This is a genomic window from Pseudomonas sp. W15Feb9B (genome assembly GCF_000828175.1).
Classification (GTDB): domain Bacteria; phylum Pseudomonadota; class Gammaproteobacteria; order Pseudomonadales; family Pseudomonadaceae; genus Aquipseudomonas; species Aquipseudomonas parakoreensis.
The window spans coordinates 141,183-159,211 of record NZ_JTKF01000018.1; the positions used below are offsets into that span (position 1 = coordinate 141,183).

Sequence of the window (18,029 nt, forward strand, 5' to 3'; positions counted from 1 at the left end):
ACTGGAGCTTTGCTTGCGATGAATAAACTGCCTCAAATCACCCTGGCGTTCTGGGTCATGAAAATCTGCGCGACGACCCTGGGGGAAACCGCAGGGGATTTGCTGTCGATGACCCTCAACGTCGGTTACGCCCTCAGCTCGCTGATCCTGATCAGCGTGTTCGTGCTGACCCTGATCACCCAGTTGATGGCCAAGACCTACAAGCCGCTGCTGTACTGGATCGTGATTCTGTCGACCAGCACCGCCGGCACCACCATGTCCGACTTCATGGACCGCACCCTTGAACTGGGCTACGCCACCGGATCGATGATCCTGATTGCGATTCTTCTGGCGATCTTCGCTGCCTGGCGCCTGAGCGGCGATTCGCTGAACGTCAGCAAGGTGCAAACCTTCCGCGGCGAGATGTTCTATTGGATGGCGATTCTGTTTTCCAACACCCTGGGGACCGCGCTCGGCGACTACCTGGCCGATGATTCGGGCCTGGGTTTTGCCGGTGGCGCGCTGCTGATCGGCTCGACCATTGCCGTGGTGGTTGCGCTCAAATACTTCACCAGGATTTCGACCGTGGTCTTGTTCTGGGTGGCGTTCGTGCTGACCCGGCCGTTCGGTGCGACCTTGGGCGACCTGATGACCAAATCCCATGAAAAGGGTGGCCTGGACTTCGGCACCATCGGCTCGTCGGCGGTGCTGGCAGGGATTCTGCTGGTGATGATTGTCGGCGCGTCGTATGCGCAGAAGCGTTATGGCAAGCCGCCGGTTGCCGAGTTGACTTGATACCGAGTCGCCCCAATCGCTGGCAAGCCAGCTCCCACAATGAGCGGTGATGTTCACCAAATCTGTGTGCACCACCTGAACCTGTGGGAGCTGGCTTGCCAGCGATGAGGCCACCACAGCCACCATTGCAGTGGCTGTGAAAACCCGATCAGTCAGTCACGATCCGCGAATGTTTCTGCGTGTCTTTCATGGTGATATACACCAGCAGCGACACCGCGATGCACGCGGTCACGTACCAGTAGTAACCGGTTTCCATGCCGATGCTCTTGAACCACAGTGCGATGTATTCGGCGGTACCGCCGAAGATCGACACGGTCAGTGCGTACGGCAGGCCGACGCCCAGCGCGCGGATTTCGGTCGGGAACAGCTCGGCCTTCACCACGGCGTTGATCGAGGTGTAGCCGCTGACAATGATCAGTGCCGCCATGATCAGGAAGAACGCGCCCCACCAGGTCTGGATGGTGTGCAGGGTCATCAGGATCGGCACGGTGAAGATCGTCCCGAGCACACCGAAAGCGATCAGGATCGGACGCCGGCCGATTTTATCCGACAGGCCACCGATGATCGGTTGCAGGCACATGAACAGGAACAGCGTGGCCGCGGAAATGGTGGTGGAGTCGGAGATGCTCATGCCGACGGTATTCACCAGGTATTTCTGCATGTAAGTGGTGTAGGTGTAGAACGCCAGCGTACCGCCCATGGTCAGGCCGACCACGGTGAGCAGCTCTTTCGGATGGCGCAGCAAGGTGCGCATGGCGCTTTCCTTGGACTTCTCTTTCTTGGTGAACGACTCGGTCTCTTCCATGCCGCGACGCAGGTACAGCGCAACGATCGCGCACAACGCGCCGATGGCGAACGGAATACGCCAGCCCCACGCGTACAGCTGTTCGGTGGTCAGCAGGTTCTGCAGCACGATCAACACACCCAGCGCGATGAGCTGGCCAGAGATCAGGGTCACGTACTGGAAGCTGGAGAAGAAACCGCGACGTTCCTTGGTCGCCATCTCCGACAGGTAGGTGGCCGAGGTGCCGTATTCGCCGCCCACCGACAGGCCCTGCAGCAAGCGCGCGAAGACCAGCAGGATCGGCGCGCCGATGCCGATGGTTTCGTAGTTCGGGCTGAGGGCGATCAGCAAGGAGCCGAAGCACATCAGGTAGACCGAGGCCATCAAGGCTTTCTTGCGACCGACCTTGTCGGCGTAGAGGCCCATCAGCCAGCCACCGATCGGACGCATCAGGAAGCCCACGGCGAAGATCGCGGCGGTGTTCATCAGTTGCGCGGTGGTGGAACCGGCGGGGAAGAAGGTCTTGGCGAAGTACAGCGAGAAAGCGGCGTAGACGTACCAGTCGTACCACTCGACCATGTTGCCGACCGAGCCGCTGAAGATCGATTTGATCCGGCTGGCGGTGGTTCTTTCTTTGGCGGGCGCGGCAGCCGACCCAAGGGGCAGGGCGTTGGAGTTATCCATTGAAGGATCCTTCGTTTAATTGTTTTTGTGGAGCGCGTAGAAACGCAGCCTGCAGGGGCTATAGCAGGAGCTGTGCCAACGGAGGGAGGGCCGGTTTAGAGGGGGCGGCAGGACTTTATGAGCGGAAATCCGCTTATGGCTGGATTGTGGTGAGCGGAAAGTCGCTCATTCAGGCTGATGGATAAATGTTGCCTGCGCGGGCCTCTTCGCGGGCAAGCCCGCTCCCACAGTGGTCGGTGGTGTTCACACATTCTGTGTTCAGCACAAAACCCTGTGGGAGCGTGGCTTGCCCGCGAAGAGGCCCGATCAGACACTGCAAAACTCAGCTGCCCGAAACAAACATCTCCCGATTCAACCCATGCCGCTGCAGCTTTTCATTGAAGGTGCGGCGCGGCAGCTGCAATTCTTCCAGCACCGCTTTCACATCGCCCTTGTGCCGGGTCAACGCTGCACGCAGGCACTGCGCTTCAAACGCTTCCTGCTGCGCAGCGAGGGATTGGCCGGGGTCGATGTCCTGCACCGGCTCATCCAGCCCCAGCACCTGCCGCTCGGCAACGTTCGCCAGTTCCCGCACGTTGCCCGGCCAGTCGTGGCTGAGCAGGTGACTCAATTGCGCTCCGGAAAGAGGCGCAAAGGTGCGGCCCAAACGCTGGGCGGCGTTGAAGGCGAAGGATTCGAACAGCAGCGGAATGTCTTCGCGCCGATCACGCAGCGGCGGCAGCCGCAGCTCGGCGACGTTCAGGCGATACGCCAGGTCTTCGCGAAAACGTCCGGCCCGGGCCTCATCCAGCAGATCCGGTTTGGTCGCGGCGACAATCCGCAGATCGACACGAATGCTCTGGTTCGACCCGAGGCGCTCCAGCTTCTGTTCCTGCAACACCCGCAGCAGTTTCACTTGCTGGGCCAGCGGCATGCTTTCGATTTCATCGAGAAACAGCGTGCCGCCGTCGGCGTATTCCAGCTTGCCGATACGCTTGCCGGACGCTCCGGTGAACGCACCACTTTCGTGACCGAACAACTCGGCTTCGAACAACTGCTCGGGAATCGCCGCGCAGTTCAGCGCCACGAAGGGCTTGTCAGCGCGCGGGCCGAAATCATGCAGGCAGCGGGCGATCAGTTCCTTGCCGCTGCCGGTTTCGCCGCGGATCAACACGTTGACCGGCAGCGCCGCCAGATCCAGCACCTGGCGGCGCAAGGTCTGCATGCCACGGGACACGCCGAGCAGCGTCGCATCGAGGCGGGCGCGGTGGTCGGCCTGCGCGTGCAAGGCGCGGTTTTCCAGGACCAGCCGACGCTTGTCGAGCGCGCGGCGCAGGCTGCCAAGCAGGGTGTCCGGGCTGAACGGTTTTTCGAGGAAGTCGTAGGCGCCGTCACGCATGGCTTCGACTGCCATCGGCACATCGCCGTGACCGGTCAGCAGAATCACCGGCAGATCGGCATCACGTTTCTGCACTTCGGCCAGCAACTGCAGACCACTGAGCCCGGGCATGCGTACATCGCTGAGGATCACCCCGGGAAAGTGCGCCGGCAGTGCCGCCAGGCAATCTTCGGCGCGGCTGAACAGCTGCACCTCGAATCCCGAAAGACTCAGCCATTGCTCCACGGCGTTGCGAATGCTGCTTTCGTCATCGACCACCATCACTGAATTGAGCATCAGAGGTGTGCCTCCAGATCGATCGGCAGGGTCAGGGCAAGCACCGCGCCGGCTTCGCCATTTTCCGCGCTCAGACGCCCACCGGATTCGTGCACGATAGCGAAGGATACCGCCAGCCCGAGGCCGAGTCCGTCACCCACCGGTTTGGTGGTGAAGAACGGGTCGAACACCTGATTCAGGTGTTCTTCGGCAATCCCGCCGCCATTGTCGATCACACTCAGGCGCCACAGCTGTTCGTCGGCTTCCAGGCGGATTTCCAGACGCTTGCACGGCTTGCCCTGCATCGCATCGAGGGCGTTGCGCAGCAGGTTGATCAGCACCTGTTCGAGGCGGATCGCATCACCCCGCACCCACGCCGGACGCGTCAGGTGCAGCACCAGGCTGACCTGTTCATCGCGCAGTCGGGCGTCGAGCAATTGCAGCGATTGATCGACCACCGTCGCCAGATCCAGGCGTTCGCGCAGGCCGCTGGGGCTCTTGCGGGCGAAGGTTTTCAGGTGGCCGGTGAGCGACGCCATGCGCGTGAGCATGTCGTCTACCGGTTTGAGCGCCTTGTAGGCGTCATCGACGCGGCCATGCTCGAGCAGCAGGCGCAGGGTCGCCAGTTGCATGCGTTGCGCGGTCAGCGGTTGATTGATTTCGTGGGCCAGGGCGGCGGACATCTGCCCCAGCGCCGCCAGTTTGGCCGATTGCACCAGACCGTCTTGCGCGGTGCGCAGGTCGCGGGTACGTTCCTCTACCAATTGTTCGAGTTCTTCGCGGTTGCGCTGGCGGACTTTCGACAGGCGCCAGCGCTGATTGAGGAACAACAGCAAAAACACCAGCGCCAGCCACACACCCGCAGCCGCCAGCCCGGCGTTGCGCAAGTCTTCGAACGCCACCTGCGGGCGGCGCAGCAGGTGCAGGGTCCAGCCTTCGGTGGTCAGCGGCAGCGATTCCCACAAGTAATCCGCTGTTCCGTCCGGGCCTTCGACCCGGCGCAAGTCGCTGTTGTCGTCGAAGTGACGCAGCGACAAATGCGTCAGCGGGATCAGCGATTGTTTGTCGTACTGGCGCGTGCGCTTGATCTCGTCCATGTCGCGGCTATCCAGCGGCCGTAACGAGCGATAGCGCCAGCCAGGCTGGTTGGCGATGAAGATGATCCCGCGCGCATCGCTGACCAGCAGCGTGTCACTGCCCTGGCTCCATTCGCGTTCAAGCTCGGGGAACTCCAGCTTGACCACCATCGCCCCGAGGAACTCGGCGTTGTCGCCGAGCACGGCGCTGGACAGAAAATAACCGGGGATGCCGCTGGTCACGCCCACTGCATAAAAGCGCCCGCTGCCCTGAGTGCGGGTCTGGCTGAAGTACGGACGAAAACCGTAGTTGTGGCCGACGTAACTGCTCGGCAGGCGCCAGTTGCTGGCGGCCACCGCAAGGCCAGTGTGATCGAGCAGTTCGAGGGTCGAAGACTGCGCCGCGCCGTTGATCTGCTCCAGCTTCAGATTCAGCACGCTCTGTTGTTCCGCACCTACCGGCCCGGCCAGCGCGCCGCGCAATTGCGGATCCAGCGCCAGCACGGCGGGCAGGGCGCGGTAGCGGTCGATCAGGGTATGCAGTGAATTGGCATACAACGCCAATTGCTGGCTGGCGCGGGTGGCGTCTTCCTCCAGCGCCTGACGCTCGGCGTGGCGGATGGCAAGGGTCGCGGCGATGGCCGTACCGGCAATGATCAGCAGGGTGTACAACGACAAACGCAGGGTACGAGAAGTCGGCAGCATGCTGGACTGATGAATAAGGGGACGGGCGGGCACGATAGCATGGGGCCGGCGATCCTGTTCGCTTCATGTGTCAGCGGATCAGACCGCAGTGAACTGACGGGATCTGGAGCGCAATAGAGTGCGCGTGTATTCCAGCTCGTTGATCACGGCCGCCGTGGCATGCCATAGATTGTGCGGTGTATCGCCTTCGTTTCGGCCCAATAGCCCATAGGTATTGATTGCCGTCAAACCTGCGCTTTCGAAGGCTTTTTCGATATCGAGCATGTTGGCAGACAAATAATCGATCAGGCCGCTCGCATTGGCGATGCCCTTGGCCATTTTTTCAGCGCTGAGCTCATGACTGGCTCCGGCGATTTCATGGCCTATTTCAATTGCACCCAACAGTGCCCCCGCCGTGGCGCTGATTTCAGCGGCAGCTTGCGGCAGCATTTCCTTGGCGCCAACACTGATCAGAGTCGACGCCACTTCCTTGGAGCCTTTGAGCACGCCCTTCTGCGTATCGGGGATCATTTTCGCGTACTTTTGCTGCAGGTAATTGATCGGTGCCATGGTTTTATATTCGGCTTTCTCGACAATTTTTTCTTTGGACAGACGGCTGGCCTTGAATTTGACAGAAGCGCTGGTGCCGGTGCGTTCTGCGGCGTAATCCCACAATCCGCTGATCAGTTTCTTCGCGCCAATGCCCATTGCAACCCCTACGACGTTACCTGCGCCGGGAGCGACGGCGCCCAGCGCCTGGGCGCCGATACCGACCAGAATGCCGCCGCCGTAAGCCACGACTTGGCCGGTCAGGTGTACACCGGTGCGGCGCAGGACGGCCCCGGCAAATTGCCCCGTCGAGCGCTGGTTGAGTACCTGTTGCTGGGCATCCAGACCGCGACGCAGCGACAGCGCCAGAATGTTCAGGTGACGTTCGACCTGATGCGACAGGTTTGCCCGAGCCCGGTACTGCTGCTTTTTCTCTTTGCTCAGTGCCTTTCTCTGATCGCGTTGAGCGGGTGTTTCGAGAAACCCGTCCAAGGTCTGGCCGTCGGTGTCGATGTGGCCAATCGGATTGTTGGCGACAAAGGCATACAGGTTCAGCCCGTCGATATCCAGGGCCGGATCAGCGCTGACCCAGCGTTGCAACCACGGTGCGTAATAGCGTGCGCCGTAGTAGTAAAGGCCGCTGCTGTCCATTTCCCGGCCTGAATAGCGAATGGTTTTATAGCCGACTTCCAGCGTCGAGCGAGTTGCCAGCCAGGCGGTTCCACCAAATGCGTAGTAATGCTCCAGGCTGATGACGTCAGCCTGCCGATCAAGCTCCAGTGCGCAGGAGCCAAGATGGTCATCAAGGTTGAAGCGCAGTTGATCGGCTTCGATGCCGGGCGGTCGGCCACTGAGCCAGTGCAGGCAACGCGCCCCTGGAAGAATGATGACGTGCAGTTGCTGGCCGTCGCTGCGGCTGTGGATTTCCAGGCCTGGCAGGTAGCGTACCTCGTGACGGTGGGTGACGGATGGGGTGTGGCTCAGCGCGCACTTGTAGGTCCGCTCACCTTGGCTGTAGCGGTAGGTTTCATTGTCGTCGGACAAGCCGTTGCTGTGTTGCAGCAAGGTAACGCGGATCAGTTGATCACGACTGTCCCACGCCAGAGGCTGAGCGCCGGGTTGCAGTCTCAACTGGTTACCGTGCTCGTCGAAGTGATCGCTGAACACCGGGTCGGGATCACCGGATTTGCAGCGCACCCCACGATTACTGTTCGGGTCGATCTTCATCAGTTGAGTGAAATTGTGGCCTTCGCGCACATGCACAAGCTCGACGAGGTTGTTTCCCGCGTCATATGCATAATGTTCGGTGTAGTTGTAGCGTCTCCCTGGATCGACAGGCTGTGTCGGTTGCGGTAAACCGGGCGCCTGCTGCGGGATCTCGCCTTCGAAGCCAAGACTTTCGATCAAACGATAAAGCGAGTCGTAGACAAAGAGACGGACGCCATCGACGCGCTGATTGGCAAAATACACCGTGGCCAGGGTGCGGTCTTCGATACGCAGGACATTGCCGACCGGGTCGTAGGTGTAGCGCAAGTCCTGCAGCGGTTTTTCCTGATCCTTGCCGGCCAACAGCTTCAGCAGCCGACCGTCAGCGGGATCGTATGCGCGGCGGCTGCGAACACCATTGCCGGCCAGTTGTTCCAGCGGCTGACCCGAGGCGTTGTACGTGGCAGCGTCGAGCACCGGTTGTGCCGCGTCAGCCCCGGCTATCCACAGTGATACCCGACTTAACTGGCCGGCGACATCGTAGCTCGAGCGTTGTCGGTGACCACCGGCATCGGTGACTTGCACCACATTGCCGTGCGCGTCGAAATCCATACGAGTGATGAACGCTGCCGTCTCGCCAGACAGCGTACGGGTTTCACCCAAGGCCTTGCCATGCAGGTTGTATCCGTCGACCACCACCGTGGCGCCCGGGTCGGCGCTTTCGCTCAGCTCACCGCGCAGGTTATGCCCGGGGTCGGCATTGTGGTCGGCATAGCTGTAGCGCTCGACATCGTCTTGCGCATTTTCAGTGACGGCGATCAACCGCATCAGCGGGTCGTATCGATAGTGCCATTGCTTGCCGCGCTGGTCGTGGCGTTGCAACACTTCATTGGCCAGACCGGGCAGATTGACGCGCCAGCCGGAGTCGACGCTGTCGACTCTCAGTCGTTCGCCGTCCAGACGGTAGGCGGTGGTCAGGCAGGGCTCTGGGAGCCGTGGGTCATATTGTTCGATCAGACGGCCGTGGGGGTCGTAACATTGGCGGCTGGTCAGGCATTGGACTTCGGCGTCCACCACCGCCCGCAGATAAGCAACGGTTCTGACCGGCAGCCCCCTGGGATCGTGAGCCGACAGGGTGGGCGTTCGCCAGTGCACTGAAGAACTCATGCCCGCCCCTCCGTGAAACGGATCATTCAGGCTGCCTTTTTCCGGGTTCGGCGCTGCGCCAGCAAGAACTGATTGTCAGTAGTGCCCATCGCTTTGTACGCCGTCATCATGTCTTGAGAGCGCTTGATGTTGGACAGCGTAAAACGGGTCAGACGACGCAGGTCTGAGCGAGAGATGGGGGCCAGGGTCTCTGCCGATGTCATATGGTTGATGTTCGGCAAGGAGTTGGCCGGGTAAACGATGTCGGTGCCCAGCGCATCGAATGCATTTTCAGCCCAGCCGGCGCGTTGTTCTACCGCCGTTTTCCAGTCATCGAGCATTGTGTCTATTTTCTTGATCTTTACCGGATCAAGGCGGTTTTTGATGTCTTCTGCTTCTACTGCCCGGGCAAACATGTTCAGTGCTGCGGGGATGATCGATATCCACGAAGCCATGAGCCGGCCCATCACGAAGGAGGGGTTGAGTACCGCATCAAGGCCCGGATGAATCAGGTTGTCCTTCACGTCTCGCCAAGAGTTGATTTCCTTGGCGCCCTCTCTGATGCCCAGCCCGTGATCAATGGCCTTGACCGAGATCTGCGAGGTTTGCGGAATCAGTGGGCCCGTTCTGAAACCAGCGCTGTCGGCTATCGGATCGATCATGGCTGTGGCGGAGTCGCCGCCTATATTGCCGCCGATCACCCCGCCGGTGGTGGTGTAGGGTGTGGTGCCAGGTACATTGGGCATGATCAGGTCAACCTGCTTGCCGCCTGCGACACCGCCCTCATAGCCGACGACCCCTCTCACGACTTCTCCTGCCATGTTCAGTGCCAGATTCATTGCCACACCCTCCTCATGGAGAATGTTGTGGATTTGCCCCGCCACCTGCGTGGAGTGTCCCTGGAGCCTTGAAAGAAAGGCTGAATACAGCATGATCACACTTTCCTCCCTGCTGTTCCCGTCAGGGTCCACATAGCGCAGCGGATTGTTACCGACGAACGCAAACCGGTTCGGCCCATCGACATCTCCCGCCGGATCCGCACTGACCCATCGTTGCAACCACGGCGCGTAATACCGCGCACCGTAGTAATACAAACCGCTGACATCCATTTCCTTGCCTGAATAGCGCAGCGTCTTGTAGTCAACCTCAACAGCCGAGTTCGCGCTCATCCACGCGGTCGCACCGAACGGGTAATAGCCTTCGTGGCTGATCAGGCGTGCCTGCTGGTCCAGTTCCATCACGCAGGAGCCCAAGTGATCATTGAGGGTGTAGCGCAGCTGGTTGTCGGCAACGCCCGGCGGTTTTCCGCTGAGCCAATGCAGGCAAACGACATGGGCACCGCCGGTGGCGAGGCTGATGACGTGCAATTGCTCTGCGTTGTCCTTGCTGCGGATCTCCAGTCCGGGCAGGTAGCGCACTTCGTGGAAATGCCGGGTAGAACCGTTGTAGGTGTCATGGCGTTTGTAGACGCGCGCGCCTTGGCTGTAGTGATAAAACTCGGCGTCATCCGCGCCGTTTTCGCGTTGGACCAGGGTCACCGAGGCCATTTGATCGCGGGCGTCCCAGCGTAATGTCTGTCCCGGTTGCAGGGCCATCAGGTTGCCGTGGCGGTCGAATAGCTGATCGAAATCCGGAGCGGGGTCACCTTCTTTCCAGCGCACACCGCGATTACTCGCAGCATCGATACGCATCAACCGGGTCTGGCAGGCGCCGTCGCGCACATGACACAGTTGCGTCAGGTTGCCGCCGTGATCGTAGGTATAGGTCTGCAGGTAATTGCGTCGGTCGTTGGGGTCGCTCGGTTGCGGTCGGCCGGGGAGGTCGTCGGGTGCTGCGTCGTCGTAACCGCTGGCGCTGATCAGCCGATACAGCGAGTCGTAGCTGAAGGTGCGTTCGCCGTCGACCCGCTGATTGGCGAAATGGCGGGGCGTGAAAGCGTGGTCGAGGATCCGGGTCGGATTGCCGACCGGGTCGTATTCATGCTCGAAGTCCTGCAGGGGCTGCTGCGCACCTTTCTGTGCCCATTGCCGTTGCACAAGCCCGGTGTCCGGCTCATAACGCCAGTAGCGGCTGACACCATTGCCGGCATGCTGCGCGATGATCTGTCCGGCGGCGTTGAAGTGCGCGTCGAGCAATACCGCTTGCCAAGAGTTGTGTCCGGCCAACTGCAGTTGCAGATGCTTGAGCTGACCCGCGAGGTCATAGCGCGATTGCTGGCGGTGGCCGCCGGCGTCGGTCTGTTCCAGCACCGCGTCCAGCGGGCTGAAGATGCGCTGGGTGACAAATTCCCGGGCATCGGTATAGGTGCGCCGTTCACACCGCAACTGACCGGTCAGGCTGTAGTTGTCCAGGTACAGGGTGCCGGACGGGTCGAGCTGTTTCAGCAATCGTCCGCGCTGATTGTGATCGGCCGGGGCACTGGCATCGGCATAGGTGAAGGTGTCGCTGAGCGGGTCGGCGCTGTTGCTGATCGACACCAGGCGCAGCAACTCATCGTAGCGGTTGCGCCAGTGCACGCCGCGTGCGTCCCAGCGCTGCAAGACTTGCCCCGCCAGCCCGGGCAGACTCAGGCGCCAGCCGGCATCGACGTTGCTGACCTTGAGTGGCTGGCCGTTGAGGTCGTTGAGGTGGGTGATAGTCGGACCGTTCAGGCGTGGATCGAACTGCGCCACCAGATGCCCGGCCATATCGTGCTGTTGCCGCGTCACCAAGGCCACGGCCGGTTCATCAGCCCGTGCGCGCAGGTAGGCAACCTGACGCAGCGGCAAGCCGCGACTGTCGATCACGAGGAGCGACGGCGTGCGCCGATGGAGATTAGCGTTCATCAGTGCAGGGTCCAGGGTGATGCCGGCTTCGACTCGACGGATTCGTCGGTGTCGTTGAAGTCTTCACTGGTCTGATACCACGGATGATAAGTCTCGCGAGAAAAATAGCCCTTGGCGTTGATCAACTTGACCGGACGCCCGAGCGGGTCATAGAACAGTTGATCGAAGTAGCCGTACCGTCGTAGCGATTGATCATTGACGTAGCCGTGAGTGTCGGCAAAAAACGGCCGGAACTGCCGCACCGCCAGGCCCTTGTTGTTGTATTCGACCCGGGCGCTGACCCGCCAGCGTGACTCGGCGTGTTCCTCGCGCAGCTGTCCGCGATCGACGATCAGCGACCCATCAGCGGCCACCGCACAGGCGATGCCGGGTTCGACCCGTTGCAGGGTTTGCAACGCGCGGCCAAAACCGTCCACGTAGCTGATGATGATCTGCACCTGTGCCGCCACCGGATCATCGGGATAACGGTCGGCACTCAGCGTCACGCTGTGCACCGGTATGCGCGCAACCGCGTCGATGAACTCACGCAGTGCCTGTTCGGCGGATGTCGGCGCTGTCAATTGCGCCAGCCGTCGACGCGCGCTGGCGCGAATGTGCAGGCTCGGCAACACATCGCCGCTGGCCAGCCATTGGTCAAGCAGCTGCGGCGTTGCGTTGATCGTCGCAGGCAACCGTCCCATCCAGCTGAACAAATCCCTGTGCAAGGTGCTGGCCGCTTTTTGTACGGTCGCTTGCGGGTTGGCGATGGCGGCGTCCGGGCCTGGATCTACTGGGCGGACGTATTCGTCGAGCGGTCGAAAACCGGCAGCGACAGCGTTTTCTGTGCCATGGAAACTGGTCGCAAAAGGTTGGCCGGAAGGTGCATAAAGCGCTTCCTGGATGTTCTCGTTGGCATCGATGATGCGCACGGGCTGCAGGGCATGGCGATCGTATTCGCAGCGGGTGATGCAGCCATCCGGCAGTTCGACGCTGATGACCAACAGGCGATACTCGTCGTATTGCGCCTCGGTCCAGCCGTGGCTCAGGGTTTCGCGGTACTCAAGGACCCGGAAGAAATCCTTGGCCTCGGCGTACTTCGCGTAGTTGTAATGCGCGGACCAGAGGCTTTCTGCGTCCGCATTGATCGCCGAGTCTTCGAACAGCAACGCCATCGGTGTGTAACCGATGTTCGCCAGCTCCTGCAGGATATCGAACGGTGGCGGCACAACGTCGTAGGCGGCGAGGGCCGTCTTGTCAAAGCTGGCCATTTCCAGCGGCGCTTTCAGCGCTTCGAATTGCGCCGAGCCATCGGGCAGCAGACTGCCGTCCTCTTTGTTGATATAGCGCTGCACGGATTGCCCGGTCAGCACCCGCAGGGCATTCCACTCGGGCGAGCGGACATGCTCTTTGAGTAATTCCCATGTCACCTGTTGCGGATTGAGGCCCGACGGCAGATCACCTTTGGGCAGCGCCAGCGCATTGCTGCGTTGCTGCCAGGGCAGGCCCAGCCGCCATTGATAGAGCTTGTCGTCCAGATCAATCGCGCGCGCGCGTGTTTCGTTGATATAAAACGACTGCTGCGCCGGGTCATGCGCGTCCCGCCACCACTGTTGCTCGTCGGGGTCGCTGAAAGGCGGCGGGTCACCGGGCAGGCGCCGTCGTGCATAACTGATGGTCAGGCTGTGCGTGGCGTGGCCGTATTCGCTGCTGTTGAGCAACACTTCATGCCGGCACAACGGGTCGTCAATGAAACCATCGTACTGATAGCTGAGTTTTTCCAGGGTCTGCACCAGCAGCACGGCTGCCGCTCCCTGCCGACCTGTGGGCTGGACATCTCGTACCCGATAACGAAACTCTTCTACCGCACAGAGCCGTGTATTGGCCGGCTCGTCAGTGCCGGTCCAGGTTTCGATGCGGGCGACGGCGCCGACCAGCGCGCGCGCGATTGTATGGCGTACGCCTTCGTCCTCTGGCGTTACGGGTTCATCGTATTCATCGCCGGGGTGATAGCGACTGAAGACGGTGGGTCGCAAATCAACTGCGTCACGATCACCGCCGAAGTAGCCGTGCCTTGACCGATCCATCGCCTGCCCGGTCAAGAACCAGGTACAGACCCGCACCGGTGCTGTGAAGCCAACGTCGTCATCGCCCGCCGCACGTTCACTGTCGCTCTGCTGCAGGTGACCGAAACCTCGAAACTCACGCTCGATACTGTCGTAGACGCCTTCGCGATAGAGGCACGATTGCGTCAGGCAATTGCCGGTGATTTCATCCAGTTGGCGTTGCCGGCTGACGACTTGAACCGCGAACGGTAAATGGCAGACCGGTATTTCTCCGGGATGATCGGTGAGCCACTGCTGTTTTTCATCCAGCCATTCCTGGGCAGAGCTGCGATAGACCACTTGCGTGGCGCAGCCCATGTTGTTGTTGCTAGCGGTCAGCAAGTAAGGCTTGGCCGCGACGAAGTCGTAGCGCCAGTGCTGCGGGGTCATGTGCGGCACCGTCAGAATCAGGCTGGCACAACCCAGGCCTTGCAGGTCGGCGAAACTGACCTGACACAGGCGGTCGTAACTCACGCCTTCCGGCCACGGCACGAAGACGGGCGTCTGTTCCAGGCCTTTGCCGCCGCGATTGAGGTAGATCTCGAAGCCGGCGGTTTTCAGATAAAACAAGGCCGGTGCGCCGGAGCCGTCGATGTCGGCGATCCGCAGTTGTTCGACGTTGAATTCGCCATACAGGAAGGGCAGGGCACTGATCACCCGGCCTTGGCCGAATTTGCCATGCCCCAGATTGGGCCAGGATTTGATTTCGTTGTGCCGGATCCGGCACAGCTCGCTCATGTCACTGCCGAGCATGTTGCCCAGAAACACCAGTTCTGTGGGGGCGTTGCCGAACAGCGGCAGACTGTCCTCATCGTCTTCGCGAGGCACGTCTTCGGCGCTGGAAAATCCCTGCTCCCGGCGGTTGGCATACAAGCGCACCGCGCGCGGACCGATCAGTGCCAGTGAGTTGAGGCCATCACCGACCAGGTCGCCGAGCTGCGAAAGCGTGTTGAAAAATTCCAGCGGCATGCCGTTAAACGCGATGAATGGCGCCCAACTGCGGTCGGCATTCAACGTGCGATATCCGCTGATGCCCGGTTGGGCAACGCTCCAGTCCAGTCGTCCGTTGCCGGTCAGGTCGAGCAAGATTTGCCGGGCGGCGCCGTCGCGTCTGGCCACCGGGATCTGTTCCAGTTCAGTCCAGGGCGCATAGGTGATGGCGTCAGGTCCCGCCATTGCACGAAGCGGTTCGCGGTAATACCAGCACTGCTCGTAGCGGCAGAGAAATCCCGGTACACCTTCGCCGTACAGATCGACGCACTGGTAAAACTGCCCATCCTCGATGCCTGGCACAGTGTCTTCGGCGAACATCTGTGTGGGGATTTTATTGATCTCGAAGGGCGAATAGTCAAACTCCACCGGCGGTGTCGTCTCCAGCGCGCCGCTGGCATCGAAGGCCTGATAGTGAGCGGCGTTGATCCGGTTGTAAGTCCACGGATCAGAGGGCGACGGGTATTCGAGCAGCAGCCGCCGCACCAGCTGTGGATCCGCACCGGCAGGTCGCGAGAAGTTGTGGAACATCAGGATTTGTCGGCACAGGCGCCGCGTACCCAGCTCGAAACCCTGACCGAAGGTGGAGAACGGATCCCGGCGTTTATCCCAGACAGCCAGGCTGTCGCCAGCGTACACGGGAGCCTCCGTCAGTGAACGGGTGCGCTCGCCGTAGTCGAGCAACAGATGAAAATGCCAATCCAGTTCGGCCGGATCGTCCACGGTCCAGCTGTACAAATGCTGGCTGGCCGTGACATTGCCATAGAACACCGCGTGCAAGTAACGCTGGGCGCGGTAATCGTGAATCGGGTCGAGGTCCTGATCATCGGCCAGATAGACGAAGCAGATGTGCTCGCCAAGCGCATTCATGCTCTCGCACAGCAACCAACTGCCGACGCGATGTGCATCGTCCGGATCGGCCCGGCGCGAGGCGCTGGTCTTGCCGTATACGTGCAGCGAACCGTCCGCGCCGTGTATCAGCCAGAAGGGTGGCTCCTCTGGTTCACCCTGCGCAGAGACCGGCTGCCAGCGTTCGCGCAGGGTAAAGTCGCTCTCTACCCGTGGCCAGAAGCGCACCACGTTATGAGCGCCGACGGGAATGGCGTTGTAGCTGTCTTCTACACGTGACTTTAGTGTGCCGTCACTGTTCAGTTCGGGGTGCCAGACTTCACCATCGTCACCGATGATTTCATCGAGATCGCTATAACGCGGTACACCTTTTTGAGTACGACGGCTGATCTGTCCAATGCCCAGGCTCCAGCCGATGCCGAACGGCCCGTTGCCGGCCTGGCTGCTGTAAGTCAACGTGAGTTGTGGATCCCAACCGCGTCCGGCGGACAAAGGCAGCGGCAGTTCAAATGAAGCCGCGCCAGTGGCACCCACTGCCCCCCAGCTTTTGCCGATCGTTGTGATCGATGCACTGCTGGCGATGGACGGGGTGATGATGCTCAGCTCTTGATCGGCCATGGTCGGATCCATTGCACACGTGACACACGTGAGTGCACAGACGCTACCAACAAGTAGGGAGTACGTAACCTGTCAGATCTGACAGGTGCCAAAGGGCTATTGATGTGCTGGGTACAAAAAAGGCCGGCCCGTCACAGGACGGGCCGGCCTTGTTCATGGCTATGAAGCGCTTACTGCACTTCTACCGCCAGGCTTTCGGCGATTTTCTGTTGCCAGATCGCCGGGCCGGTGATGTGTACCGACTCACCGTTGCTGTCCACCGCGACGGTGACTGGCATGTCCTTGACCTCGAACTCGTAGATCGCTTCCATGCCCAGTTCGGCGAAGGCCAGCACCTTGGATTTCTTGATGGCCTGGGCCACCAGATAAGCGGCGCCGCCCACGGCCATCAGGTACACAGCCTTGTTGTCCTTGATCGCTTCGATCGCGGTCGGGCCACGTTCGGACTTGCCGATCATGCCCAGCAGACCGGTCTGCTCAAGGATCTGACGGGTGAACTTGTCCATCCGCGTCGCGGTGGTCGGGCCAGCCGGGCCCACCACTTCGTCACCGACCGGATCCACCGGGCCGACGTAGTAGATGAAGCGACCTTTCAGATCCACTGGCAGGGTTTCACCCTTGTTCAGCATCTCGACCATACGCTTGTGCGCCGCGTCGCGGCCGGTGAGCATCTTGCCGTTGAGCAGGACGGTTTCGCCCGGCTTCCAGCTCTGCACTTCTTCCGGGGTCAGGGTGTCGAGGTTGACGCGACGGGCCGACGGGCCGGCTTCCCAGACGATTTCCGGGTAGGCGTCCAGCGATGGCGCTTCCAGCGAGGCCGGACCGCTGCCGTCGAGCACGAAGTGTGCGTGACGGGTGGCGGCGCAGTTCGGGATCATGCACACCGGCAGAGAGGCGGCGTGAGTCGGGTAGTCCATGATCTTCACGTCGAGCACGGTGGTCAGGCCACCGAGGCCCTGGGCGCCGATGCCCAACTGGTTGACCTTCTCGAACAGCTCCAGACGGATCTCTTCGATACGGTTCTGCGGGCCACGGGCTTTGAGTTCATGGATGTCGATGGACTCCATCAACACTTCCTTGGCCATGACCGCGGCTTTCTCGGCGGTGCCGCCGATGCCGATGCCGAGCATGCCCGGTGGGCACCAGCCGGCGCCCATGGTCGGAACGGTCTTCAGCACCCAGTCAACGATCGAGTCGGACGGGTTGAGCATGGCCATTTTCGACTTGTTCTCGGAACCGCCGCCCTTGGCCGCCACGTCCACTTCCACGGTGTTGCCCGGGACGATGGAGTAGTGGATGACCGCCGGGGTGTTGTCCTTGGTGTTTTTACGAGCGCCCGCCGGGTCGGCGAGGATCGAGGCACGCAGGACGTTTTCCGGCAGGTTGTAGGCGCGGCGCACGCCCTCGTTGATCATGTCGTCCAGGCTCATGGTCGCGCCATCCCAACGTACGTCCATGCCCACACGCACGAACACGGTGACGATGCCGGTGTCCTGGCAGATCGGACGGTGGCCGGTGGCGCACATGCGCGAGTTGATCAGGATCTGCGCGATCGAATCACGGGCCGCTGGCGATTCTTCGCGCAGGTAGGCTTCGTGCATCGCCTGGATGAAGTCCACGGGGTGGTAGTAGGAAATGAATTGCAGGGCGTCGGCAACGCTCTGAATCAGGTCATCTTGCTTGATCACGGTCATGAGTCGCGCTCCTCTAAAAGACGGGAACATTCAATAAGGTGCTTGCAGCTTGGGTGCATCGGTCGGTTGCAAGCACCTTTCAAGGCACGCCGGGGCTGCTGGCGCGACGCTAAAAAGGCGCGGCAGTATACCGCGCCTCTTCGGGGCATACACGCGTCGGCAGTCATTCGTTGGTCGCATACCGAACACTGCTGGCCCCTGTGGCGAGGGAGCTTGCTCCCGCTCGGCTGCGCAGCAGCCGTAAATCGGTATACACAGTGGAACTGAAATCTTGAGTTGGCTGGATTTGGGCCTGCTGCGCAGGCCAGTGGGAGCAAGCTCCCTCGCCACAGAGGGCGGCATCAATCCGACAATCGGGTCATGCATTTGACGTCAATTTTTGGCGCCGAAAATCGATGGTCATTTATCGACTACGCCTCTAAAGTGGCATCCGGTC

At 61.0% G+C, this 18,029-nt stretch carries 8 protein-coding genes; 1 reads left to right on the forward strand and 7 read right to left on the reverse strand.

Annotated elements, in window-relative coordinates:
- The first annotated feature begins 18 nt into the window (after positions 1–18).
- Complete coding sequence (locus tag OC71_RS10900; RefSeq protein ID WP_041068467.1) at positions 19–774, forward strand: membrane protein; 756 nt, start codon at positions 19–21, stop codon at positions 772–774.
- Between the two features lie 148 nt (positions 775–922).
- Here the strand turns inward: OC71_RS10900 and OC71_RS10905 are convergent, their stop codons facing one another.
- The 7 genes from OC71_RS10905 to OC71_RS10935 all read right to left on the reverse strand — a co-directional run bounded on the left by OC71_RS10905 (position 923) and on the right by OC71_RS10935 (position 17,593).
- On the reverse strand, positions 923–2,242 hold the full coding sequence (locus tag OC71_RS10905; RefSeq protein WP_041068469.1) for an MFS transporter: 1,320 nt from the start codon (positions 2,240–2,242) through the stop codon (positions 923–925).
- 322 nt (positions 2,243–2,564) lie between these two features.
- A complete protein-coding gene (locus tag OC71_RS10910) occupies positions 2,565–3,896 on the reverse strand; it encodes a sigma-54 dependent transcriptional regulator (RefSeq protein ID WP_041068471.1) in 1,332 nt (443 codons plus the stop codon).
- Entirely contained in the window at positions 3,896–5,656 is a 1,761-nt protein-coding gene (locus OC71_RS10915) for an ATP-binding protein (RefSeq protein ID WP_041068473.1), read from the reverse strand. The genes OC71_RS10910 and OC71_RS10915 overlap by 1 nt, the downstream gene beginning before the upstream one ends.
- 78 nt (positions 5,657–5,734) lie before the next feature.
- A complete protein-coding gene (locus OC71_RS10920) occupies positions 5,735–8,557 on the reverse strand; it encodes an RHS repeat-associated core domain-containing protein (RefSeq protein ID WP_041068475.1) in 2,823 nt (940 codons plus the stop codon).
- Between the two features lie 26 nt (positions 8,558–8,583).
- Positions 8,584–11,361, reverse strand: a complete 2,778-nt coding sequence (locus tag OC71_RS10925; RefSeq protein ID WP_041068477.1) for an RHS repeat domain-containing protein — start codon at positions 11,359–11,361, stop codon at positions 8,584–8,586.
- Positions 11,361–15,899 (reverse strand): SpvB/TcaC N-terminal domain-containing protein, encoded by a 4,539-nt coding sequence (locus OC71_RS10930; protein ID WP_041068479.1) that lies wholly within the window; start codon positions 15,897–15,899, stop codon positions 11,361–11,363. The genes OC71_RS10925 and OC71_RS10930 overlap by 1 nt, the downstream gene beginning before the upstream one ends.
- 170 nt (positions 15,900–16,069) lie before the next feature.
- On the reverse strand, positions 16,070–17,593 hold the full coding sequence (locus OC71_RS10935) for a fumarate hydratase (RefSeq protein ID WP_027612504.1): 1,524 nt from the start codon (positions 17,591–17,593) through the stop codon (positions 16,070–16,072).
- Positions 17,594–18,029 lie beyond the last annotated feature (436 nt).

Excerpts from the sequence above, each read along its gene's own strand:
- OC71_RS10900 (WP_041068467.1), top strand. The coding sequence starts at position 19 with ATGAATAAACTGCCTCAAATCACCCTGGCGTTCTGGGTCATGAAAATC.
- OC71_RS10905 (WP_041068469.1), bottom strand. The coding sequence starts at position 2,242 with ATGGATAACTCCAACGCCCTGCCCCTTGGGTCGGCTGCCGCGCCCGCC.
- OC71_RS10910 (WP_041068471.1), bottom strand. The coding sequence starts at position 3,896 with ATGCTCAATTCAGTGATGGTGGTCGATGACGAAAGCAGCATTCGCAAC.
- OC71_RS10915 (WP_041068473.1), bottom strand. The coding sequence starts at position 5,656 with ATGCTGCCGACTTCTCGTACCCTGCGTTTGTCGTTGTACACCCTGCTG.
- OC71_RS10920 (WP_041068475.1), bottom strand. The coding sequence starts at position 8,557 with ATGAGTTCTTCAGTGCACTGGCGAACGCCCACCCTGTCGGCTCACGAT.
- OC71_RS10925 (WP_041068477.1), bottom strand. The coding sequence starts at position 11,361 with ATGAACGCTAATCTCCATCGGCGCACGCCGTCGCTCCTCGTGATCGAC.
- OC71_RS10930 (WP_041068479.1), bottom strand. The coding sequence starts at position 15,899 with ATGGCCGATCAAGAGCTGAGCATCATCACCCCGTCCATCGCCAGCAGT.
- OC71_RS10935 (WP_027612504.1), bottom strand. The coding sequence starts at position 17,593 with ATGACCGTGATCAAGCAAGATGACCTGATTCAGAGCGTTGCCGACGCC.